Origin of the sequence: Cryobacterium sp. M25 (genome assembly GCF_002929635.1) — a bacterium.
GTDB lineage: Bacteria > Actinomycetota > Actinomycetes > Actinomycetales > Microbacteriaceae > Cryobacterium > Cryobacterium sandaracinum.
The window spans coordinates 22,421-42,730 of sequence record NZ_PJJU01000055.1 but is presented as its reverse complement, the minus strand read 5'-3'; the positions used below and the strand labels follow the sequence as shown (position 1 = coordinate 42,730).

At 66.2% G+C, this 20,310-nt stretch carries 13 protein-coding genes and 1 tRNA gene; 12 read left to right on the top strand and 2 right to left on the bottom strand.

Features of this window, described 5'->3' with window-relative positions; translation table 11 throughout:
• Positions 1-122 precede the first annotated feature (122 nt).
• The 6 genes from gltB (at position 123) to CXY81_RS11055 (ending at position 10,043) form a co-directional block, all read left to right on the top strand.
• The gene (gene gltB, locus CXY81_RS11080) at positions 123-4,700 is read left to right on the top strand and encodes a glutamate synthase large subunit (RefSeq protein ID WP_104194867.1); all 4,578 of its coding nucleotides are present in this window, start codon (positions 123-125) and stop codon (positions 4,698-4,700) included.
• Positions 4,693-6,150, top strand: coding sequence for a glutamate synthase subunit beta (locus CXY81_RS11075; RefSeq protein WP_104170993.1), 1,458 nt, complete (start codon positions 4,693-4,695; stop codon positions 6,148-6,150). The genes gltB and CXY81_RS11075 overlap by 8 nt, the downstream gene beginning before the upstream one ends.
• 110 nt (positions 6,151-6,260) lie before the next feature.
• Complete coding sequence (gene pyk / locus CXY81_RS11070) at positions 6,261-7,706, top strand: pyruvate kinase (RefSeq protein WP_104170992.1); 1,446 nt, start codon at positions 6,261-6,263, stop codon at positions 7,704-7,706.
• Positions 7,707-8,029: 323 nt separating this feature from the next.
• Complete coding sequence (locus tag CXY81_RS11065) at positions 8,030-8,524, top strand: hypothetical protein (RefSeq protein ID WP_104170991.1); 495 nt, start codon at positions 8,030-8,032, stop codon at positions 8,522-8,524.
• A 122-nt stretch (positions 8,525-8,646) separates the two neighbouring features.
• On the top strand, positions 8,647-9,567 hold the full coding sequence (locus tag CXY81_RS11060) for a DUF6545 domain-containing protein (protein ID WP_146067682.1): 921 nt from the start codon (positions 8,647-8,649) through the stop codon (positions 9,565-9,567).
• Positions 9,564-10,043, top strand: a complete 480-nt coding sequence (locus CXY81_RS11055) for a hypothetical protein (protein ID WP_233194136.1) — start codon at positions 9,564-9,566, stop codon at positions 10,041-10,043. Before CXY81_RS11060 ends, CXY81_RS11055 begins: the two co-directional genes overlap by 4 nt.
• Before the next feature lie 93 nt (positions 10,044-10,136).
• Here the strand turns inward: CXY81_RS11055 and CXY81_RS11050 are convergent.
• A tRNA-Leu gene (locus CXY81_RS11050) sits at positions 10,137-10,222 on the bottom strand.
• Positions 10,223-10,260: 38 nt separating this feature from the next.
• Between CXY81_RS11050 and CXY81_RS11045 the strand changes: the two genes are divergently transcribed.
• Entirely contained in the window at positions 10,261-10,866 is a 606-nt protein-coding gene (locus CXY81_RS11045; RefSeq protein ID WP_104100541.1) for an ANTAR domain-containing response regulator, read from the top strand.
• 19 nt (positions 10,867-10,885) lie between these two features.
• Here the strand turns inward: CXY81_RS11045 and CXY81_RS11040 are convergent, their stop codons facing one another.
• Positions 10,886-11,362 (bottom strand): hotdog fold thioesterase, encoded by a 477-nt coding sequence (locus tag CXY81_RS11040; RefSeq protein WP_104194865.1) that lies wholly within the window; start codon positions 11,360-11,362, stop codon positions 10,886-10,888.
• Between the two features lie 56 nt (positions 11,363-11,418).
• On the opposite strand from CXY81_RS11040, the gene polA reads away from it, so the two are divergent.
• The 5 genes from polA (at position 11,419) to uvrB (ending at position 20,287) form a co-directional block, all read left to right on the top strand.
• Entirely contained in the window at positions 11,419-14,097 is a 2,679-nt protein-coding gene (gene polA / locus CXY81_RS11035; RefSeq protein WP_104194864.1) for a DNA polymerase I, read from the top strand.
• A gap of 75 nt (positions 14,098-14,172) precedes the next feature.
• On the top strand, positions 14,173-15,849 hold the full coding sequence (locus CXY81_RS11030; protein ID WP_104194863.1) for a DUF885 domain-containing protein: 1,677 nt from the start codon (positions 14,173-14,175) through the stop codon (positions 15,847-15,849).
• 177 nt (positions 15,850-16,026) lie between these two features.
• Positions 16,027-17,484, top strand: coding sequence for a 30S ribosomal protein S1 (gene rpsA, locus CXY81_RS11025; protein ID WP_104170986.1), 1,458 nt, complete (start codon positions 16,027-16,029; stop codon positions 17,482-17,484).
• Positions 17,485-17,583: 99 nt separating this feature from the next.
• Positions 17,584-18,213: a dephospho-CoA kinase gene (gene coaE / locus CXY81_RS11020; RefSeq protein ID WP_104100572.1), complete on the top strand. Its 630-nt coding sequence runs from the start codon at positions 17,584-17,586 to the stop codon at positions 18,211-18,213.
• A 10-nt stretch (positions 18,214-18,223) separates the two neighbouring features.
• Positions 18,224-20,287, top strand: coding sequence for an excinuclease ABC subunit UvrB (gene uvrB, locus CXY81_RS11015; RefSeq protein ID WP_104170985.1), 2,064 nt, complete (start codon positions 18,224-18,226; stop codon positions 20,285-20,287).
• Positions 20,288-20,310 lie beyond the last annotated feature (23 nt).

The window sequence follows — 20,310 nt, the reverse complement described above, 5'->3', positions numbered from 1 at the left end:
CTCAGGTTGACTCCAACCTGTTCCACGGCTTGTGACCCGGTATGACGGGCCGCCGCGCACATGTCTACCTGAGCGGGCCAGCGTCGTCCCCACTCGCCAGTTATTTTTGTGAGGACGGTCCAATGCCGCAAACATCCCTCTTCTCGCGCTTCAGCGCAGTGCCGAAGCCGCAGGGCCTGTACAACCCGGCCGATGAGCGCGATGCCTGCGGCCTCGCCATGGTTGCCACGCTTCGGGGCACCGCCGGGCACGACATCATCACCCTCGCCCTCGACGCGCTGCGCAACCTCGAGCACCGCGGTGCGGTCGGATCGGATGCCGGCACCGGAGACGGCGCGGGCATCATCACTCAGGTTCCCGACGAGTTCCTGCGGTCGGTCACCGATTTCGCCCTGCCCACGGCGGGCTGCTACGCCGTCGGAAATGTGTTCCTGCCGATCGATCCCACCAAGCGCAGCGGCATCAAGCGCCAGATCAACCGGATCGCCCTCGAAGAGGGACTGGTGATCCTCGGCTGGCGCGAAGTTCCCGTGCGCCCCGACGAGGTCGGCACCCTGGCGCGCGCGGCCATGCCGGCCATCCAGCAACTGTTCGTGCAGAGCGCCCGCACGACCGAGGCCGGCGACACGCTCGGCGACATCGCGCTGGACCGCCAGGCCGTCAGGCTGCGGAAGCGTGCCGAACGCGAGCTGGAGATCTACTTCGCCTCACTGTCCTGTCGCACCGTGGTCTACAAGGGTATGGTCACGACGCTTCAGCTGGAGCCGTTCTACCCGGACCTGTCCGATCCGCGCTTCGTCTCCAAGCTCGCCCTTGTGCACTCCCGCTACTCCACCAACACGTTCCCGTCCTGGCCGCTCGCGCAGCCGTTCCGCATGATCGCGCACAACGGCGAGATCAACACGGTTCAGGGCAACCGCAACTGGATGCAGGCGCGCCAGTCGCAGCTCGAATCCGACCTGCTCGGCGACCTGGCGCCGCTGCTTCCGATCGTCACCCCCGGCGGCAGCGATTCGGCCTCGTTCGATGAGGTCGTTGAGCTGCTCAGCCTGTCGGGGCGTTCGCTCCCGCACGCCGTCATGATGATGGTGCCGGAGGCCTGGGAGAACCAGACCGACCTCGACGCCGAACGCCGTGCGTTCTACGAGTACCATTCCATGTTGATGGAGCCGTGGGACGGACCGGCCGCGATCGTGTTCACCGACGGATCCCTCGTCGGCGCCACCCTCGACCGCAACGGGCTGCGCCCCGGCCGCTACCTCATCACCGACGACGGCCTCGTCGTGCTCGCCAGCGAGATCGGGGTACTCGACATCGACCCCAACCGGGTGGTGCGCAAGGGCCGCCTGCGTCCCGGCAAGATGTTTCTGGTCGACACGGTCGCCGGACGCCTGATCGAAGACGACGAGATCAAGGCCGACCTCGCGGCCAGCGAGCCGTGGGGAACCTGGCTGGACGCCGGGCGCATCAACCTCAAGGATCTGCCCGAGCGGGAGCACATCGTTCACCCGCCGGCATCCGTCGTGCGCCGCCAGCGCACCTTCGGCTACACCGAGGAGGAGGTGCGCATCCTGCTCGCGCCGATGGCTCGCCTCGGCGGGGAACCGCTCGGCGCGATGGGCTCCGACACCCCCATCGCCGTGCTCAGCGACCGACCCCGGCTGCTCTTCGACTACTTCACGCAGCAGTTCGCCCAGGTGACCAACCCGCCGCTCGACTCGATCCGCGAGGAAGTTGTCACTTCCCTCAAGCTCGGGCTCGGTCCGGAACGCAACCTCCTCTCGGTGGGCCCCGAGCACGCCCGGCAGGTCGTGCTCGACTTCCCCGTGATCGACAACGACGAGTTGGCGAAGATCCAGCACATCGACACCGCACCGGGCAGCCGCACCACCAGGACCATTCGCGGGCTCTACCGGTTCGAAGACGGGCCGGACGCCCTCGAGGCCCGCATCAAGGAGATGTGCGCCGAGGCCGACGCCGCCATCGACGACGGCGCGATGTTCCTCGTCCTGTCCGACCGGGATTCCAACAAGGACCTGGCCCCGATTCCGTCGCTGCTGATGATTGCCGCGGTTCACCACCACCTGATCCGCACCGAGAACCGCATGAAGGTCGGCATCGTGGTCGAGGCCGGCGATGTGCGCGAGGTGCACCACGTCGCCCTCCTGATCGGCTACGGCGCATCCGCCGTGAACCCGTACCTTGCGATGGAAACGTGCGAGGATTTGGTGCGCAGTGGCTACATCACGACCGTCACGCCCGAACAGGCCGTGCGCAACGTGATCAAGGCCCTCGGCAAGGGCGTGCTCAAGATCATGTCCAAGATGGGGATCTCGACCGTCTCCTCCTACGCCGGCGCGCAGACCTTCGAGGCCGTGGGACTGAGCCAGGAATTCATCGACCAGTACTTCACCGGCACCACGAGCAAGCTCGGCGGCATCGGGATCGAGGTGGTCGCGGCCGAGAATGAGGCCCGGCACCGGGCCGCCTACCCCGAGGATGCCGCGGTCACCGCGCACGAACGCCTCGCGACCGGAGGTGAGTACCAGTGGCGCCGCGACGGGTCTCCGCACCTGTTCAACCCGGACACCATTTTCCGGCTTCAGCACTCCACCCGCACGCGCAGCTACGACATCTTCCGCGAGTACACGAAACTCGTCGACGACCAGGCGACGAGCCTGATGACGCTGCGCGGCATGTTCACCTTCACGACCGGCAAGCGCCACCCCGTGCCGCTGGACGAGGTGGAACCGATCTCCTCGATCGTGAAGCGCTTCGCGACGGGGGCGATGAGCTACGGATCGATCTCCGCCGAGGCGCACGAGACCCTCGCCATCGCAATGAACCGCCTCGGCGGCAAGTCCAACACTGGTGAGGGTGGAGAAGACCTTAACCGTCTGCTCGACCCGGAGCGACGCAGCGCCGTCAAGCAGGTGGCATCCGGCCGGTTCGGTGTGACCAGCATGTACTTGTCCCACGCCGACGACATCCAGATCAAGCTGGCGCAGGGAGCCAAGCCCGGCGAGGGCGGCCAGCTGCCGCCCACGAAGGTCTACCCGTGGATCGCCCGCACCCGGCACGCGACCGCCGGCGTCGGCCTGATCTCGCCGCCCCCGCACCACGATATCTACTCGATCGAAGACCTCAAACAGTTGATCTTCGACCTGAAGCGGGCGAATCCGGCCGCGCGCATCCACACCAAGCTGGTCAGCCAGTCCGGTATCGGCGCGGTCGCCGCCGGAGTGGCCAAGGCCCTGTCCGACGTCATTCTCATCTCCGGTCACGACGGCGGAACCGGCGCGAGCCCGCTCAACTCCCTCAAGCACGCGGGGACCCCCTGGGAACTCGGCCTGGCCGAAACGCAGCAGACCCTGATGCTCAACGGGATGCGCGACCGGGTCGTGCTGCAGGTCGACGGCCAGTTGAAGACCGGCCGTGACGTCATCATCGGAGCGTTGCTCGGCGCCGAGGAGTTCGGCTTCGCGACCGCCCCGCTGATCGTGGAGGGCTGCGTCATGATGCGCGTCTGCCACCTGGACACCTGCCCCGTCGGGGTGGCCACCCAGAATCCCGAGCTGCGCAAACGTTTCACTGGCAAGGCCGAGCACGTGATCAACTTCTTCGAGTTCATCGCTCAGGAGGTGCGCGAGTACCTCGCCGAGCTCGGATTCCGCAGCCTCGACGAGGCCATCGGCCACCGGGAGGTGCTCGACGTCAACGGGGCGCTTACGCACTGGAAGGCCTCGGGACTCGACCTGTCGCCCGTCCTCGTCGGTCCGGACTTCTCCGCGGGGGAGCCCCGGCAGTCCGGTCGCCCTCAGGAGCACGAACTCGAGCTCCACTTCGACAACGAACTGATCCGGCAGAGCGCCAGTGTGCTTGAACACGGTGGGCAGGTCTCGATCTCCCTGCCCATCCGAAACACCGAGCGGGCCGTGGGCACCATGCTCGGCCACGAGGTCACCGTGCGCCACGGCGAGAACGGGCTGCCGTCCGGTTCCATCGACGTCACCCTCACCGGCAGCGCCGGACAGTCCTTCGGCGCGTTCCTGCCGAGCGGCATCATCCTGCGGCTCGAGGGTGACTCCAACGACTACGTCGGCAAGGGTCTCTCCGGTGGCCAGATCACCGTGCGACCCGACCGGGGCAGCCTGTTCCCGGCCGAGCAGAACGTGATCGCCGGTAACGTCATCGGCTACGGCGCGACCCAGGGCAGCATGTTCATCCGCGGCATCGTGGGCGAACGCTTCCTGGTGCGCAACTCCGGGGCCACCGCCGTCGTCGAGGGCGTCGGAGATCACGCCCTCGAATACATGACCGGGGGACTGGCGGTCATCCTGGGCGAAACGGGGCGCAACCTGGGTGCCGGTATGTCTGGCGGAACCGCCTACGTCTACGGTCTTCGTACCGAGGATGTCAACCGGCAGGCCCTCGACTCCGGCGAACTTACACTTCTGCCGCTCGGCGGCGCGGACCGCGAGATCGTGCGCGACTTGCTCGGACAGCATCATGACCAGACCGAGTCCGCCCTGGCGGCCCGGCTGCTGGCCGATTTCGAGACCACCATGTCCACATTCGTCAAGGTGCTACCGCGCGACTACGCGGCCGTCCTGGCAACCAGGCAGACCGCCGTCGACGAGGGCCTCGACCCCGATGGCGTCGTCGTTTGGAACCGCATTCTGGAGGCAACCAATGGCTGATCCGAAAGGATTCCTCAAGACCACGGACCGGGAGCTTCCGGCCCGCCGTCCCGTATCCGTTCGTCTGATGGACTGGAAAGAGGTCTACGAGCAGGGCGACGCGACGCAACTGAAACGCCAGGCCGGCCGCTGTATGGACTGCGGTGTGCCGTTCTGTCAGCAGGGTTGCCCGCTCGGCAACATCATTCCGGAATGGAACGACCTCACCTGGCGGGACGAGGGTCGACAGGCCATCGAACGTCTCCATGTCACCAACAACTTCCCGGAGTTCACCGGGCGCCTCTGCCCGGCACCCTGTGAGTCGGCCTGCGTTCTCGGAATCAGTCAGCCGCCGGTCACGATCAAGCAGGTTGAGGTCTCCATCATCGACCAGGCCTTCGCCAACGGATGGGTGCAGCCCCAGCCGCCCGGACGCCTCACCGGCAAGACGATCGCGGTCGTCGGCTCTGGCCCGGCCGGCCTCGCGGCCGCGCAGCAGCTCACGCGGGCCGGTCACACGGTGGCGGTCTTCGAGCGCGACGACCGGATCGGCGGGCTTTTGCGTTACGGCATCCCGGACTTCAAGATGGAGAAGAAGCACCTCGAGACCCGACTCGGCCAGATGACGGCCGAGGGGACCCGCTTCCGCGCAGGCGTCACCATCGGCGTCGACATCACCTGGGATGACCTCCGGGCCCGCTATGACGCTGTGGTGGTCGCCACGGGGGCCCTGGTACCCCGCGACCTGCCGATCCCCGGGCGCGACCTGCCCGGAGTGCACTTCGCCATGGAATACCTCGTGCAGCAGAACAGGGTCGGCGCCGGCGACACGGTCGACCAGCAGATCACCGCCGAGGGCAAGCACGTGGTCGTACTCGGCGGCGGCGACACCGGTGCCGACTGCATCGGTACCGCGCACCGCCAGGCCGCGGCATCCGTCACGAATCTCGCCATCGGCCGCCAACCGGGCACGGAACGGGCGGAACACCAGCCGTGGCCGCTGTCACCGACGCTGTTCGAGGTGTCGAGCGCCCACGAAGAGGGCGGCAACCGCGAGTACCTGGTGTCGACGGTGGAGTTCCTGGCCAACGAGGCGGGCGAGGTGCGCGCCATCCGCGTGGCCGAGACCGAATTCCGGGGCGGACGCCGGGTGCCCAAGGCCGGAACGGAGCGCGAGATCCCTGCGGATCTGGTTCTCCTGGCCATGGGCTTCACCGGTCCTGAATCACGCGAGCTGACCGACCAGCTGCACGTGCCGGTCGATGGGCGGAGTAATGTCGAGCGTGACGTTAATTACCAGACCAGCCATGAAGGCGTGTTCGTTGCTGGTGATGCCGGCCGTGGCCAGTCGCTCATCGTCTGGGCGATCGCCGAAGGTCGGGCTGCTGCGGCAGCCGTCGACAAATTCCTCGAAGGCGAGACGCAACTGCCTGCACCGGTCAAACCGACCGATCATGCCTTCGCAATCTGATTGGTCACTGATCCAGTGATTCGATTCCAAGAGATCCACCACCCCGTGGTCTCCCAACCATCAACAGAGAATATGCGCCGAAACAGCGCGGAAACCGGAGTTTTTTCAGAATGAGACGCGCCAAAATTGTCGCCACGCTCGGGCCGGCAGCAGCCAGCTACGATCAAATTCGTTCCCTTATCGATGCCGGTGTCGACGTCTGCCGGATGAACCTGAGCCACGGGGACTACCAGGTCCACGAGGGTGTTTATGCGAATGTACGCAAAGCAGCGAACGACTCCGGTCGTGCCGTCGCCGTAATGGTCGACCTGCAGGGACCGAAGATCCGTCTCGGAAAATTCGAAGGCGGCCCTTACGAACTGGCCCTCGGAGACATTTTTAAGATCACCACAGAAGAAATCCTGGGTACCAAGGAACTCTCCGGCACCACGTACAAGGGCCTGCCCCAGGACGTCAAGCCCGGCGACTTCCTGCTGATCGACGACGGCAAGGTCAAGGTTGAGGTGGTGGCCACGAACGACACCGTCGTGACGACCAAGGTGATCGTTGCCGGCCCCGTGTCGAACAACAAGGGCATCAACCTGCCCGGTGTCGCCGTCAACGTGCCGGCCCTGTCCGAAAAGGACGAGGCCGACCTGCGCTGGGGCCTCCGCCTCGGCACGGACCTGATCGCGCTGTCGTTCGTTCGGGACGCCGCCGACATCACCCGCGTGCACGAGATCATGGCCGAAGAAGGACGCCGCGTTCCCGTGATCGCGAAGATCGAGAAGCCGCAGGCCGTGGAGAACCTCGAGGGCATCGTCGACGCGTTCGACGCCATCATGGTGGCCCGTGGCGACCTGGGCGTGGAGCTGCCGCTCGAGGCCGTTCCGATCGTGCAGAAGCAGGCGGTCGAGCTCGCTCGTCGCATGGCCAAGCCGGTCATCGTGGCGACGCAGATGCTCGAGTCCATGATCCACAGCCCGGTGCCGACCCGCGCGGAGACGTCTGACGTCGCCAACGCCGTGCTCGACGGCGCGGATGCGGTCATGCTCAGTGGCGAGACCAGCGTCGGCGAATACCCCGTCGTCACGGTCCAGACGATGGCGCGGATTGTCGCGTCGACCGAGGACCACGGCCTGGAGCGTATCGTTCCGCTGACGAACAAGCCGCGTACCCAGGGCGGTGCGATTACCCTCGCCGCCATCGAGGTCGCCGAGTTCGTCGAAGCGAAGTTCCTGTGCATCTTCACGGAGTCCGGTGACTCGGCCCGACGGATGTCCCGGCTGCGGTCGAAGATCCCCATGCTGGCTTTCACCCCGGAGCCCGGTATCCGTCGTCGACTGGCCCTTACCTGGGGCATCCAGACCTACCTGGTCGACCGGGTCACCCACACGGACGCCATGTTCGGACAGGTGGATGACATCCTGCTGGGCCAGGGTCTGGCGCAGCTCGGTGACAAGGTCGTCGTTATCAGCGGTTCCCCTCCCGGAATCGCGGGTTCCACGAACGACATCCGTGTGCACCGCGTCGGCGATGCCCACAATGAAGTTCACCCGGCGTACGCGAAGAAGTAGCGCCGCGACGGAGAAAGCCCCGCCGCCCGGCTTCGGGTGGCGGGGCTTTCTCGTGCTGTCAAATCTGCGCGGCACATCCAAGCGCCGTGATTCTGTGACCCACCGCCCCCGGGCGACACCCTGTTCCCCTTCAGTGTCGCCCATGAGGCTGTGCGCGTGAACACTCCGAACCGGAGCGCGACTGGACGGTCCGTGGCGTGCGCGGGTCCCCCGACCCGGTAGCGTGGACATGTCCAACCACATGTCAGGCTAGCACCTGTTGGACATGTCTAATGTCACGGTCCGGCGCCACGGGACAGCGGCGCACAAGGGGGGAGCAGGACGTGAACTACGAAGCACGCACCGAGCGGGCGCGCGAACTGGTGGCCACCCTCACCCTCCCGCGTCCGCTGACCGCCGCGACGCTGCACCGGTACATGGAAGGTCTGCGCGGCAAGGCGATCCTGATTCGTGCGGCGAGTCCGCGGCTCGTAGACTCCGGAGTCTGCGGGCTGTGGATCGAGGTCGCCGGGGAGAATTTCGAGCGCATCCACCATGCGCCGACGGACTCCGCCGTGCACCGCCAGCAGTTCATCAACCATGAGTTCGGCCACATGATCCTGCGGCATGAGAAGCAGCTGATGCCGGCCGAGCGGGTCGCGCTGCTCGCACCCCTCATCCCGCTCGACTCGATCGCGTACGCGCTGTCCCGCAGCAACTTCACCGACGAGCAGGAAGCCCTAGCCGAGGCGATCGGCGACCGGCTGGCCCTGATCATGCTCGGAGACAGCGCCGAAACGGCCAACGGCCCCCGAACCGGTTTCGGCCGGGTGCTGTAGTGCAGATCATCCTGCTGTCGGTGTCGGCGTTGATCTGGATCGCCACAATATTGTGCGTGCCGTCAGTCCTTCGCGGTCGTCGTCGCCGTCTCTTTTGGGTCCTCGTTGCTTTCGGGACGACAATGACCCTGCAGCCTTACGTCGTGTACAACGCCGTCGACGGACTGCTGGGTGGGGACAACGTCGCCTACTTCAGCTTTCATGCAACGGCGATCGTTACCATTGGCCTTCTGGACGGCATCGTGCAGGAGGCCGTGTCCGTGGGCGGTCTCACTCGGCGTAGGAATCAGGTGACCGCACTCGTCACCGGCGCCATTGTCACCGCCCAAGCTGTCCTATTCTTCGGCGGAGACTGGCGTTTTCGAGACCAGATCCACGAGGCTTTTCCGAATCGTTGGGATTTCGCCGCCTACTCGTCCACCACGTGGATTGCGATGGCCCTCTTCTCCGTGTCGGTAGGTGCGGCATGCGTGTCCGATCTGCGCCTTCAGCATCGGTTGATCACTCGGGCGTCTCTCGCTCTCGTTGTGCTCGGTTGCCTCGGGGCTCTGGTCTACACGATCGTCAGCTTCGCGAGCGTGACCGCAGCCCTTCTCAGTCCGGACTTCTCCTTTGACGGGTGGCCCTACACCGCGTACCACATCGCCCTCGCCACCGCTCCCGTCTGCCTCGGCCTGGGTCTAGGTCTGACTGCCATGGAAGTGGGTATCCAGGCCCTGTTGAAGACCAGCCGCGACCGGGTGCTGCTGTGGCGGATCACTCCGTTGTGGGAGCGCCTGCTGGCCGGATCTCCGGAGCTCAGCATCGAGCGCGACCTCTCGCACGTCGGGCTGCTCCTCGTGCGGGCTCCCGGCGCTCACCTGTACCGGCGTTATGTCGAGGTGTGGGATAGCCTGCTCCTCAACCCAGACCAGAGCCTGACGGTGTCCGAACGGACACTGATCAACGCCGCCGAGAACCACGTGCGGGCCATCCCCGCCGCGGCTTCGATCGTCACCACCCTTGCCCGCCCCGTGACACCCCGACAGGGCCACACATCGTGATTGACCCGCGAGCAGCCGACGACAGGCCCAGCATCCCCGGCGAACCGATCAGTCCGCAGCGGGAACTGGCACGCAAGCTCAACCTCCTGCTTGACGTGGTCGTCGCCGAGGGCAACACGCCGCACACCTACAAGCAGATCGCCGCGGGACTGCAGGCGCGGGGCCTGTCGCTCTCCCGAGCCCGGTGGGCCTACATGATCACCGGGGACGGGCCTCTCGTGACAGACGTCGACCTGCTCACGGGCATCGGCGAGTTCTTCCGTATCCCGCCGGAGTACCTGCTGGGCTCTGACTGCGACCTCCCCGACCGCGTCGACTCCCAGCTCGCGTTCGTGAAAAGCCTGCGTGCCCAGCGCGTGGTCAACTTCGCGGCACGCACGCTCGGGGATGTGTCCCCGGAGACGCTGCGGTCGATCACCGCGCTCCTGGAAGAGGACATGCAGCGCGGCGATGCCGCGCGACCCGCTGAGGGCTGACGGGCTGACGGGCTGGCCGACGCGCCGACTGGCGCTGACGCCCTGGCAGAGCCGAAACGGCCCGTCTCGGCGGGAATTTCTGCCTGGGGGTGTTGGTACCGGTGGTGGGACTCGAACCCACACGTCCTTGCGAACAAAGCATTTTGAGTGCTCCGCGTCTGCCATTCCGCCACACCGGCTCACAACACCTGCTCCAGAATACCGTAGGCTTTCCCCCGTGACCGACCAAGACTCCACCCCAGTACCTCCTCGCCGCGTTGTCGTTGCCGAGGATGAGTCCCTCATCCGCCTCGACATCGTCGAAATCCTCCGTGACGCCGGATTCGAGGTGGTCGGTGAAGCCGGCGACGGAGAAACCGCTGTCGCCCTGGCCACCGAGCTGCGGCCCGACCTGGTCATCATGGACGTGAAGATGCCGCACCTCGACGGAATTTCCGCGGCCGAGCGCATCACCAAGGCGCACATCGCCCCCGTCGTGCTGCTGACCGCGTTCAGCCAGAAAGAGCTCGTCGAGCGCGCCACGGAAGCTGGCGCGCTGGCCTACGTGGTCAAGCCGTTCACCCCGAACGACCTGCTGCCCGCCATCGAGATCGCGCTGTCGCGCTACAGCCAGATCATCACCCTCGAGGCCGAGGTGGCCGACCTCGTCGAGCGCTTCGAGACCCGCAAGCTCGTCGACCGGGCCAAGGGCCTGCTGAACGAGAAGATGGGGCTCACCGAGCCCGAGGCCTTTCGGTGGATCCAGAAGGCGTCCATGGACCGCCGGCTCACCATGCACGACGTCGCCCAGGCGATTATCGAGCAACTCAGCGCCAAGAAGTAACCTTCGGCGGCCGGGCAGATCACCCTTCGGGGTTGATGCCTGGCCGTTTTTCGCGCCTCGGGTCTTGCGCCTCGGGCCGGTTCGTCAGTTCCTTGATCAGATTGGTGATCCGGATCGTCGAGCAGCGCCGGCCCTGATCATCCGTGACCGCGATCTCGTGCGTCGTGAGCGTACGGCCCAGGTGCACCGGCGTGCAGACACCCGTGACGAAGCCCGACGTCGCCGACCGGGTATGCGTGGCATTGATCTCGATCCCCACCGCCAGGCGGCCGGGACCGGCGTGCAGATTGGCGGCCATCGAGCCCAGCGACTCGCCCAGCACGACATAGGCGCCACCGTGCAGGAGCATCGCCGGCTGCGTGTTGCCCTCGACGGGCATCCGTGCCACCGCGCGCTCGATGGTGAACTCGACGAACTCGATGCCCATCTTTTCGGCCAGGGAGCCGGCTCCCCGCTGCTGGACCCACTCGAGGGCGTCCGTGGTCTGCTGGATCATAGTCACCTTCGGTCGCTGCACCTGCCCGCGCCGGATGACGCTTGTAGGCTGTCTCTGTGTCAGATTCCGAAAAGCCTACCCTGATGATCATCGACGGCCATTCCCTGGCCTACCGGGCGTTCCACGCCCTCCCCGTGGACAGTTTCCAGACCCACGACGGGCAGCACACTAACGCCATCCACGGGTTCCTGTCCATGCTGCTCAGTCTGCTGCGCAACGAGAAGCCCACGCACATCGCCGTGGCGTTCGACATCTCGCGGTTCTCCTTTCGCACGCGCGAATACGCCGACTACAAGGGCACGCGGGCCAGCACGCCAAGCGAGTTCATCGGGCAGGTGCCGCTGCTGCAGGAGGCCCTGGCTGCGATGAACATCACGACGCTGACCAAGGAAGACTTCGAGGCCGACGACATCCTCGCAACACTGTCCGTGCGCGGCAACCAGGAGGGCTTCCATGTCCTGGTGGTCTCGGGGGACCGGGACACGATCCAACTCGTCAACGAAAACGTCACCCTGCTCTACCCGGCCAGCCAGGGCGTCTCGGCGCTCACCCGCTACGACCCGGCCCGGGTGCGCGAGAAGTACGGCATCGAGCCGGCACAATACCCGGATGTCGCGGCCCTGGTCGGCGAGACCAGCGACAACCTGATCGGGATCTCCAAGGTGGGGGAGAAGACCGCCGTGAAGTGGCTCGGCCTCTACGGCAGCCTCGACGGCATCCTGGAACACGCCGAGGAGATCAAGGGCGTCGTCGGCAACAACCTGCGCGAGCAGAAAGAGAACGCGATCCGCAACCGGCGGCTCAACCACCTCGTCACCGACCTCGACCTCCCGGTGGAGCTCCCCGACCTCGTGCGGTGCCCCATCGACGAACCGGCCGTGCGCGCTGCGTTCGGTCGGCTCGAGTTTCGCACCCTGCTTGACCGCGTGATCAAGCTTGAGGGCGCCGGCGCGACCGAAGGCGTCGCCGTGGTCGTGCCGGAGGAAGTGCTGGTCGCCGCGCCTCAGGCCCCCGCCGCCCAGGACCTGCTCGACGAGGAGCTGGCCGCGTGGATCGCCCGGGCCACGGTCGCCTCCCCGCAGGGCCTCGCTCTCTCCGTCGAGGTACACGAGGGCAAGGCCATTGGCTTCGGAGTGTCCGGACCGACCGAGTCGGTAAACCTGCCCTGGCAGCCCGGACGCACGGACTACCTCGCATTCGAGGCCTGGCTGGCCAGCGACTCGCCCAAGATCATGCACGACGCCAAGAGCCAGATCAAGGCGCTCCGCCGCAGCAACCTGGACTTTTCGGGGCTGGTGTTCGACAGCCTGATCGCGGGCTGGCTACTGCGCCCCGGGGTGCCGGACAAAACCCTCGCCACCCTCGTCTTGCGATACCTGGGCGAAACCCTGCCGGTGACCGACCCCAACCAGCTGATCCCGGCCGAGAACGAGGCCGGGGGCGTGCCGGTGGAGTCCTGGTACACGTTCCGGGTGGCCGCGGCCGTCGACGCGCTGCTCGACGACGGGTCCCGCGAGGTGCTCACCACCATCGAGATGCCCACCCTGCTGGCACTCTCCGATATGGAACTGGCCGGCGTGGCCGTCTCCCATGACCAGTTGTCGGCACTGTCCGGCCAGCTGGGCGAGCGCGCCGCCGGGTTGGCCGCCGGCGCCTACGCCGAGATCGGCCGCGAGGTGAACCTCGGTTCACCCAAGCAGTTGCAGGAGGTGCTGTTCGACCAGCTCGGCATGCCCAAGACCCGGGCGAACAAGACCGGGTTCTCCACGGATGCCGGGGCTCTGGCCGACCTGCAGGCCAGCAACCCGCATCCGTTCCTTGACATGCTGTTGCAGCACCGCGACGCCACCAAGCTGCGCCAGATCGTGGAGACCCTGGACAAGGCCATCGACGAGACGGGCCGTATCCACACCACGTACGTGCAGATCGGCACGGCCACCGGTCGGATCTCCTCCACCGACCCCAACCTGCAGAACATCCCGGTGCGCACCGAGGAGGGCCGCCGCATCCGGGCCGCATTCCACGCGGCCAACGGGGCCGAATGCCTGCTCACCGCCGACTACTCGCAGATCGAGATGCGCATCATGGCGCACCTTTCCGGCGACGCGGGACTGATCGAGGCCTTCAACGCCGGCGAAGACCTGCACCGGTTCGTCGGCGCCAGCGTGTTCGGCGTGGCGCCGGAAGACGTCACGAACGAGATGCGCTCTAAGGTCAAGGCCATGTCCTACGGCCTGGCCTACGGACTGAGCGCCTTCGGGCTGTCCCGGCAGCTGCGCATCGAGACGAAGGAGGCCAAGCAGCTCATCACAGACTACTTCGCCCGGTTCGGCGCGGTGCGCGACTACCTGCGCAATGTCGTCGAGCAGGCCAAAATAGATGGTTACACGGCCACCATATTCGGCCGCCGCCGCCCGTTCCCCGAGCTGCACAGCGCCAACCGGGTCGTACGCGAGAACGCGGAGCGCGCGGCCCTCAACGCGCCGATCCAGGGGTCGGCCGCCGACATCATGAAGATCGCGATGAACGGGATCGCCGTGGACCTGGTCGACGGCAATTTGGAGTCGCGCATGCTGCTTCAGGTACACGACGAACTGATCTTTGAGGTTGCCCCGGGGGAGTGGGATGCGCTCCGCCAGGTCGTGACGCACCGGATGGAGACCGCAGCGGACCTGTTGGTGCCGCTCGACGTGCAGGTCGGCCGCGGCGACAACTGGGATGCCGCCGCCCACTAGGCAGCGACTACCAGCCGCCCGAATGCGAGGTCCGGCGCTCCGTCCGCGGTCGAGCGCGTGTTCTAGGCTCGGGTCATGACAACCGACAAGCAGCGCACCCCCACGGCGATCGACCGGATCGCCGAGGACTGGGTGGACACCCTCGTCGACATCGACCCGACCGTGGGCACGTACATCGGCCGCACCGAGGTTGACGGCCGCTTCGGTGACTACTCCCCGGACGGCCTGGACCGCAGGGTCGACGCGGCCCGATCCCTCATCATCCGCCTCGACGCGGCCACGGCCGTCGACGACGTCGACGTCGTCACCCGCACCGACCTGCGCAGCTCGCTCGCCCTCGACGTCGAGAGCGCCGAAGCCGGATTGCCGCTGCGCGACCTGAACGTGATCGCGTCGCCGGCCCAGGGCATCCGGGAGGTCTTCGACCTGATGCCCACCGCCACCGTCGCCGACTGGGACACCGTTTCTGCCCGTCTGCGCGCCCTGCCCGGGGCCATCGACGGCTACATCCAGACCCTGCGTCTCGGCATCGAGCGCGGCAGTATGCCTGCCCGGCGTCAGGTGCAGGAAGTCATCCTGCAGGCCCGGCGCCACGCGGCGAACGACGGCTTCTTCGCCGAGTTCGCCGCCAACGCCGGCCACGACACGGGAGCGCTCCCGGCCTCGCTGGCCAAGGATCTCGACACCCGGGCGCGTGCCGCGGCCGCGGCCTATGGAACGCTGGCGGACTTCCTCGGCACCGAGCTCGAGGGTAGGGCCCCCACCCGCGACGCCATCGGTCGCGACCTCTACCTGCTGCAGTCCCGCCGTTTCCTCGGCGCGACCATCGACCTCGACGAAACCTATGAGTGGGGCGTGGAGGAGCTGGCGCGGATGGTCGCCGAGCAGGAGAGCATCGCCGACCTGATCAAGCCGGGCGCGAGCGTGCCCGAGGCCATTGCGTTCCTCGACACCGAACCCAGCCGCAAGCTGCACGGCACCGACGCCCTGCAGAAATGGATGCAGGAGACCAGCGACCGAGCCGTCGCCGAGCTCTCCGAGACCCAGTTCGACATCCCCGACGAGATCAAACGCCTCGAGTGCCTGATCGCCCCCACCCAGGAAGGCGGCATCTACTACACCGGGCCTACGGACGACTTCTCCCGCCCGGGCCGGATGTGGTGGTCGGTGCCGATCGGGATCACCGAATTCGACACCTGGCGCGAATTGACCACCGTCTACCACGAGGGCGTGCCCGGCCACCATCTGCAGATCGGCCAGGCCGTCTACAACCGGGCCAAGCTGAACACCTGGCGCCGCCAGCTGGCCGGCACCTCGGGTCACGCCGAGGGCTGGGCGCTCTACGCGGAACGTCTGATGGAGCAGCTGGGCTACCTCGACGACCCGGCCGACCGTCTCGGCATGCTGGACGGGCAGCGGATGCGCGCCGCCCGCGTCGTCCTCGACATCGGCGTGCACCTCGAGAAGCAGCTGCCCGACGGTTCGGGCCCCTGGACCGCCGACTACGCCTTGGAGTTCCTGGGCCGGAACGTGAACATGAACGCGAGCTTTGTCAAGTTCGAGGTGAACCGGTACCTCGGCTGGCCGGGGCAGGCCCCGTCCTACAAGGTCGGCCAGCGCATCTGGGAGCAGCTGCGGGACAGGTACAGGGAGCGCGAGGGCGACGCCTTCTCGATCAAGGAGTTCCACCGCAAGGCCCTCGATCTCGGCGGGGTCGGCCTGGACACCCTCCAGGCGGCGATGCTCGGCTAACGTTCGGGGTCGATCGGCGTAGTTTCGGTGGGGACGGGCAAGTTGCCGGCCTCTCCCGCAAACAGCTAAGCTTGACTGTCACGTTTGTGACGAACTGTCCACCGCCATGCATGGTGTACGAGCACGAGTTTTTCCCGTGTGTGGCCCGAACTATGTCCATCCTGGAGCAACTACTACATGACAAACGCAACGACCGAACGGGCACCCAAGCAGGTCGCCATCAACGACATTGGATCTGCTGAAGACTTTCTTGCCGCGGTCGAAAAGACTCTGAAATTCTTCAACGACGGAGACCTCATCGAGGGCACCGTGGTGAAGATCGACCGCGACGAGGTTCTCCTCGACGTGGGCTACAAGACCGAGGGTGTCATTCCCTCCCGCGAACTTTCCATCAAGCACGACGTCGACCCCTCTGAGGTCGTCAAGGTCGGCGACCTGGTTGAGGCCCTCGTTCTTCAGAAGGAAGACAAAGAAGGCCGCCTCATCCTGTCCAAGAAGCGCGCTCAGTACGAGCGTGCATGGGGCGACGTTGAGAAGATCAAGGAGTCGGATGGCGTTGTCACCGGTTCGGTCATCGAGGTTGTCAAGGGTGGCCTCATCGTAGACATCGGACTTCGCGGGTTCCTCCCGGCCTCGCTCATCGAGTTGCGCCGTGTTCGCGACCTGACCCCGTACCTGGGCCAGGAGATCGAGGCCAAGATCCTCGAACTCGACAAGAACCGCAACAACGTCGTGCTGTCCCGTCGTGCGCTGCTCGAGCAGACTCAGTCCGAGAGCCGCACCACGTTCCTCAACAACCTTCAGAAGGGACAGGTCCGCAAGGGCGTTGTCTCGTCGATCGTCAACTTCGGTGCGTTCGTCGACCTGGGTGGCGTTGACGGTCTGGTTCACGTCTCCGAGCTCAGCTGGAAGCACATCGAGCACGCCAGTGAAGTCGTCGAGGTTGGCCAGGAAGTCACCGTCGAGATCCTTGAGGTCGACCTCGAGCGCGAGCGCGTGTCGCTCTCCCTCAAGGCCACGCAGGAAGACCCGTGGCAGGTCTTTGCTCGCACCCACGCCATCGGCCAGGTTGCACCGGGTAAGGTCACCAAGCTCGTTCCGTTCGGCGCGTTCGTTCGCGTTGCCGAGGGCATCGAGGGACTCGTTCACATCTCCGAGCTCTCCGGCAAGCACGTCGAGCTCGCCGAGCAGGTCGTGTCGGTCGGCGACGAGGTCTTCGTCAAGGTCATCGACATCGACCTCGAGCGTCGCCGCATCTCGCTGAGCCTCAAGCAGGCCAACGACGGTGTCGACCCCGAGGGCACCGAGTTCGACCCGGCGCTCTACGGAATGCTCACCGAGTACGACGACCAGGGCAACTACAAGTACCCCGAGGGCTTCGACCCGGAGACCAACGAGTGGCGCGAAGGCTTCGAGACCCAGCGTGAGAAGTGGGAGCAGGACTACGCTGCAGCCCAGGCTCGCTGGGAAGCCCACAAGAAGCAGGTTGCCTCCGCGAACGACGAGATCACCGCCGTCGGCGATGTCCCGTCCGCCGCAGGCAACACCTTCTCGAACGAGACGGCCGGCGCCGGCACGCTCGCGGACGACGAGGCCCTCGCAGCACTGCGCGAGAAGCTCTCCAGCTCCAACTAGCAACGAGCTGACCGAAGGCCGCACCCTCCGGGGTGCGGCCTTTTTTCGCTTCGCCGGCGGATGCCGGTTCGTCCATCGAGGGCCGTTAGCATGGCAAGTGTGTACTTGATTGGACTGACCGGCGGGATCGCATCCGGAAAAAGCACCGTCGCGCGGCGGCTAGTGCAGCACGGGGCCGTGCACATCGACGCCGACCAACTCGCGCGGGTCGTGGTCGGGCCCGCCACCCCGGGGCTTGTCAAGATCGCGGATGCTTTCGGTGACGCGGTGCTGCTGCCCGACGGCAGCCTGAACCGGGTGGCGCTCGGCGCGGTCGTGTTCCGCGACCCGGAGGCGTTGGACCGCCTCAACGCGATCGTGCACCCCGAGGTGCGTGCGCGCTCGAACGCACTGATCCGCGAGGCGGAAGATGCCGACCGCAACGCGATCGTCGTGTACGACGTGCCCCTGCTGGTGGAGGCAGGCGTCGACCATCCTTTCGACCTCGTCGTCGTCACCCAGGCCGACGAGCCGACCCGGGTGCGCCGCATGGTGGAGCTGCGGGCGATGGATGTCGGCGAAGCGGAGCGCCGGATCCGCGCCCAGGCCAGTGACGCCGACCGTCACAGGATCGCCGACGTCGTCATCGACACGGGCGGCACTCTTGAGCAGACCCTGGAGCAGGTCGACGTGCTGTGGGACCAGGTGCGGGGTCAGGGTCAGCAGCGCATTGTCAGAGGCGCTCCGTAGACTGACGAGCATGGAACCCACGCGCTCTGTTAATCCGTTCGAGGTGGTGAGCGAGTACACGCCGAGCGGCGACCAGCCCACAGCGATCGCCGAGCTGGCCGGCCGCATCAACGCCGGAGAGACCGACATCGTGCTGCTCGGCGCCACCGGAACGGGCAAATCGGCGACCACGGCCTGGCTGATCGAACAGGTGCAGCGGCCGACCCTGGTGCTCGCCCATAACAAGACCCTCGCCGCGCAGCTCGTGAACGAATTCCGTGAGCTGATGCCCAACAATGCCGTCGAGTACTTCGTGTCGTATTACGACTACTACCAGCCCGAGGCCTATGTGCCCCAGACCGACACCTTTATCGAGAAGGACTCCTCGATCAACGCGGAGGTCGAGCGCCTACGGCACTCCACCACGAACTCCCTGCTCAGCCGGCGCGACGTCATCGTGGTCTCCACGGTCTCCTGCATTTACGGCCTCGGCACGCCCGAAGGCTACCTCGAGGCCATGGTCGCTCTACAGGTCGGTCAACAGGTCAACCGGGACTGGCTGATCCGCAAGTTCGTTGCCATGCAGTACCAGCGCAACGACATCGACTTCTCCCGCGGCCACTTTCGGGTGCGCGGCGACACCATCGAGATCATCCCGATGTACGAAGAACTCGCCATCCGGATCGAGATGTTCGGCGACGAGATCGAGGCGCTCTACAGCCTGCATCCGCTCACCGGCGACATCGTGAGGAAGCTCGACTCCGTTGCCGTCTTCCCCGGCTCGCACTACGTGGCCAGCACGGACGTGATGGAGCGCGCCATCGGCACCATTCAGGAGGAGCTCGCCGAACGGCTTGAGCAGCTGGAGCGCGAGGGCAAACTGCTCGAGGCCCAGCGCCTGCGCATGCGCACGCAGTTTGACCTGGAGATGATGGAGCAGATCGGTTTCTGCTCCGGCATCGAGAACTATTCCCGGCACATCGACCAGCGGCAACCGGGGGAGGCGCCGCATTGCCTGCTCGACTATTTTCCTGACGACTTCCTGATGGTCATCGACGAGTCCCACGTCACGGTGCCGCAGATCGGCGCCATGTACGAGGGCGACTCCTCGCGCAAGCGCACACTCGTCGATCACGGGTTCCGGCTCCCGAGCGCCCTCGACAACCGACCGCTCAAATTCGGGGAGTTCAAGGGGCGCGTCGGCCAGACCGTCTACCTCTCCGCCACCCCCGGCAAGTACGAGTTGGGCATCGCCGACGGCATCGTTGAACAGATCATCCGTCCCACCGGGCTGATCGACCCGCAGATCATCGTCAAGCCCAGTAAGGGCCAGATCGACGACCTTCTCGAGGAGATCCACAAGCGCGTCGACCGCAACGAACGCGTCCTGGTCACCACGCTCACCAAGAAGATGGCCGAGGAACTCACTGACTTCCTCACCGAGGCCGGCGTGCGGGTGCGGTACCTGCACTCGGATGTCGACACGCTCCGTCGCGTCGAACTCCTCACTGAGTTGCGGGCCGGCGTCTACGACGTCCTCGTGGGCATCAACCTGCTCCGCGAGGGGCTCGACCTGCCCGAGGTTTCGCTTGTCGCCATCCTCGACGCCGACAAGGAGGGCTTCCTCCGTTCGGCGACCTCGCTGATCCAGACCATCGGCCGCGCGGCCCGCAACGTCTCCGGCGAGGTGCATATGTACGCCGACCGGCTCACGGCCTCGATGGAGCGCGCGATCGACGAGACCGACCGCCGCCGCGAAAAGCAGGTGGCCTACAACACCCTTCACGGCATCGATCCCACCCCGCTGCGCAAACGGATCGCTGACATCACCGAGGTTCTCGCTCGGGAAGAGGCGGACACCGCCGAGCTCCTGGCCGGTCGCGACACCCGCCGCAAGGGCGTCGCGGCGACTCCGCGCCGGCAGGGACTGGCCGCGAACGGCGCGAACGACCTTGAGTCGATTATCGCCGACCTGAACGGCCAGATGCTCGAGGCGGCGGGGGAGCTCAAGTTCGAGCTCGCGGCCCGGCTCCGCGACGAGGTGTCCGAGCTGAAGCGCGAGCTGCGCCAGATGGAGAAGGCCGGCCACATCTGATCGGATGTTTGGACGTGGCTGGG

Coding starts and splice junctions, on each gene's coding strand:
- uvrB (WP_104170985.1), top strand. CDS start 18,224: ATGGAACCCACGCGCTCTGTTAATCCGTTCGAGGTGGTGAGCGAGTAC.
- CXY81_RS11075 (WP_104170993.1), top strand. CDS start 4,693: ATGGCTGATCCGAAAGGATTCCTCAAGACCACGGACCGGGAGCTTCCG.
- CXY81_RS11030 (WP_104194863.1), top strand. CDS start 14,173: ATGACAACCGACAAGCAGCGCACCCCCACGGCGATCGACCGGATCGCC.
- rpsA (WP_104170986.1), top strand. CDS start 16,027: ATGACAAACGCAACGACCGAACGGGCACCCAAGCAGGTCGCCATCAAC.
- CXY81_RS11060 (WP_146067682.1), top strand. CDS start 8,647: ATGACCCTGCAGCCTTACGTCGTGTACAACGCCGTCGACGGACTGCTG.
- gltB (WP_104194867.1), top strand. CDS start 123: ATGCCGCAAACATCCCTCTTCTCGCGCTTCAGCGCAGTGCCGAAGCCG.
- pyk (WP_104170992.1), top strand. CDS start 6,261: ATGAGACGCGCCAAAATTGTCGCCACGCTCGGGCCGGCAGCAGCCAGC.
- CXY81_RS11040 (WP_104194865.1), bottom strand. CDS start 11,362: ATGATCCAGCAGACCACGGACGCCCTCGAGTGGGTCCAGCAGCGGGGA.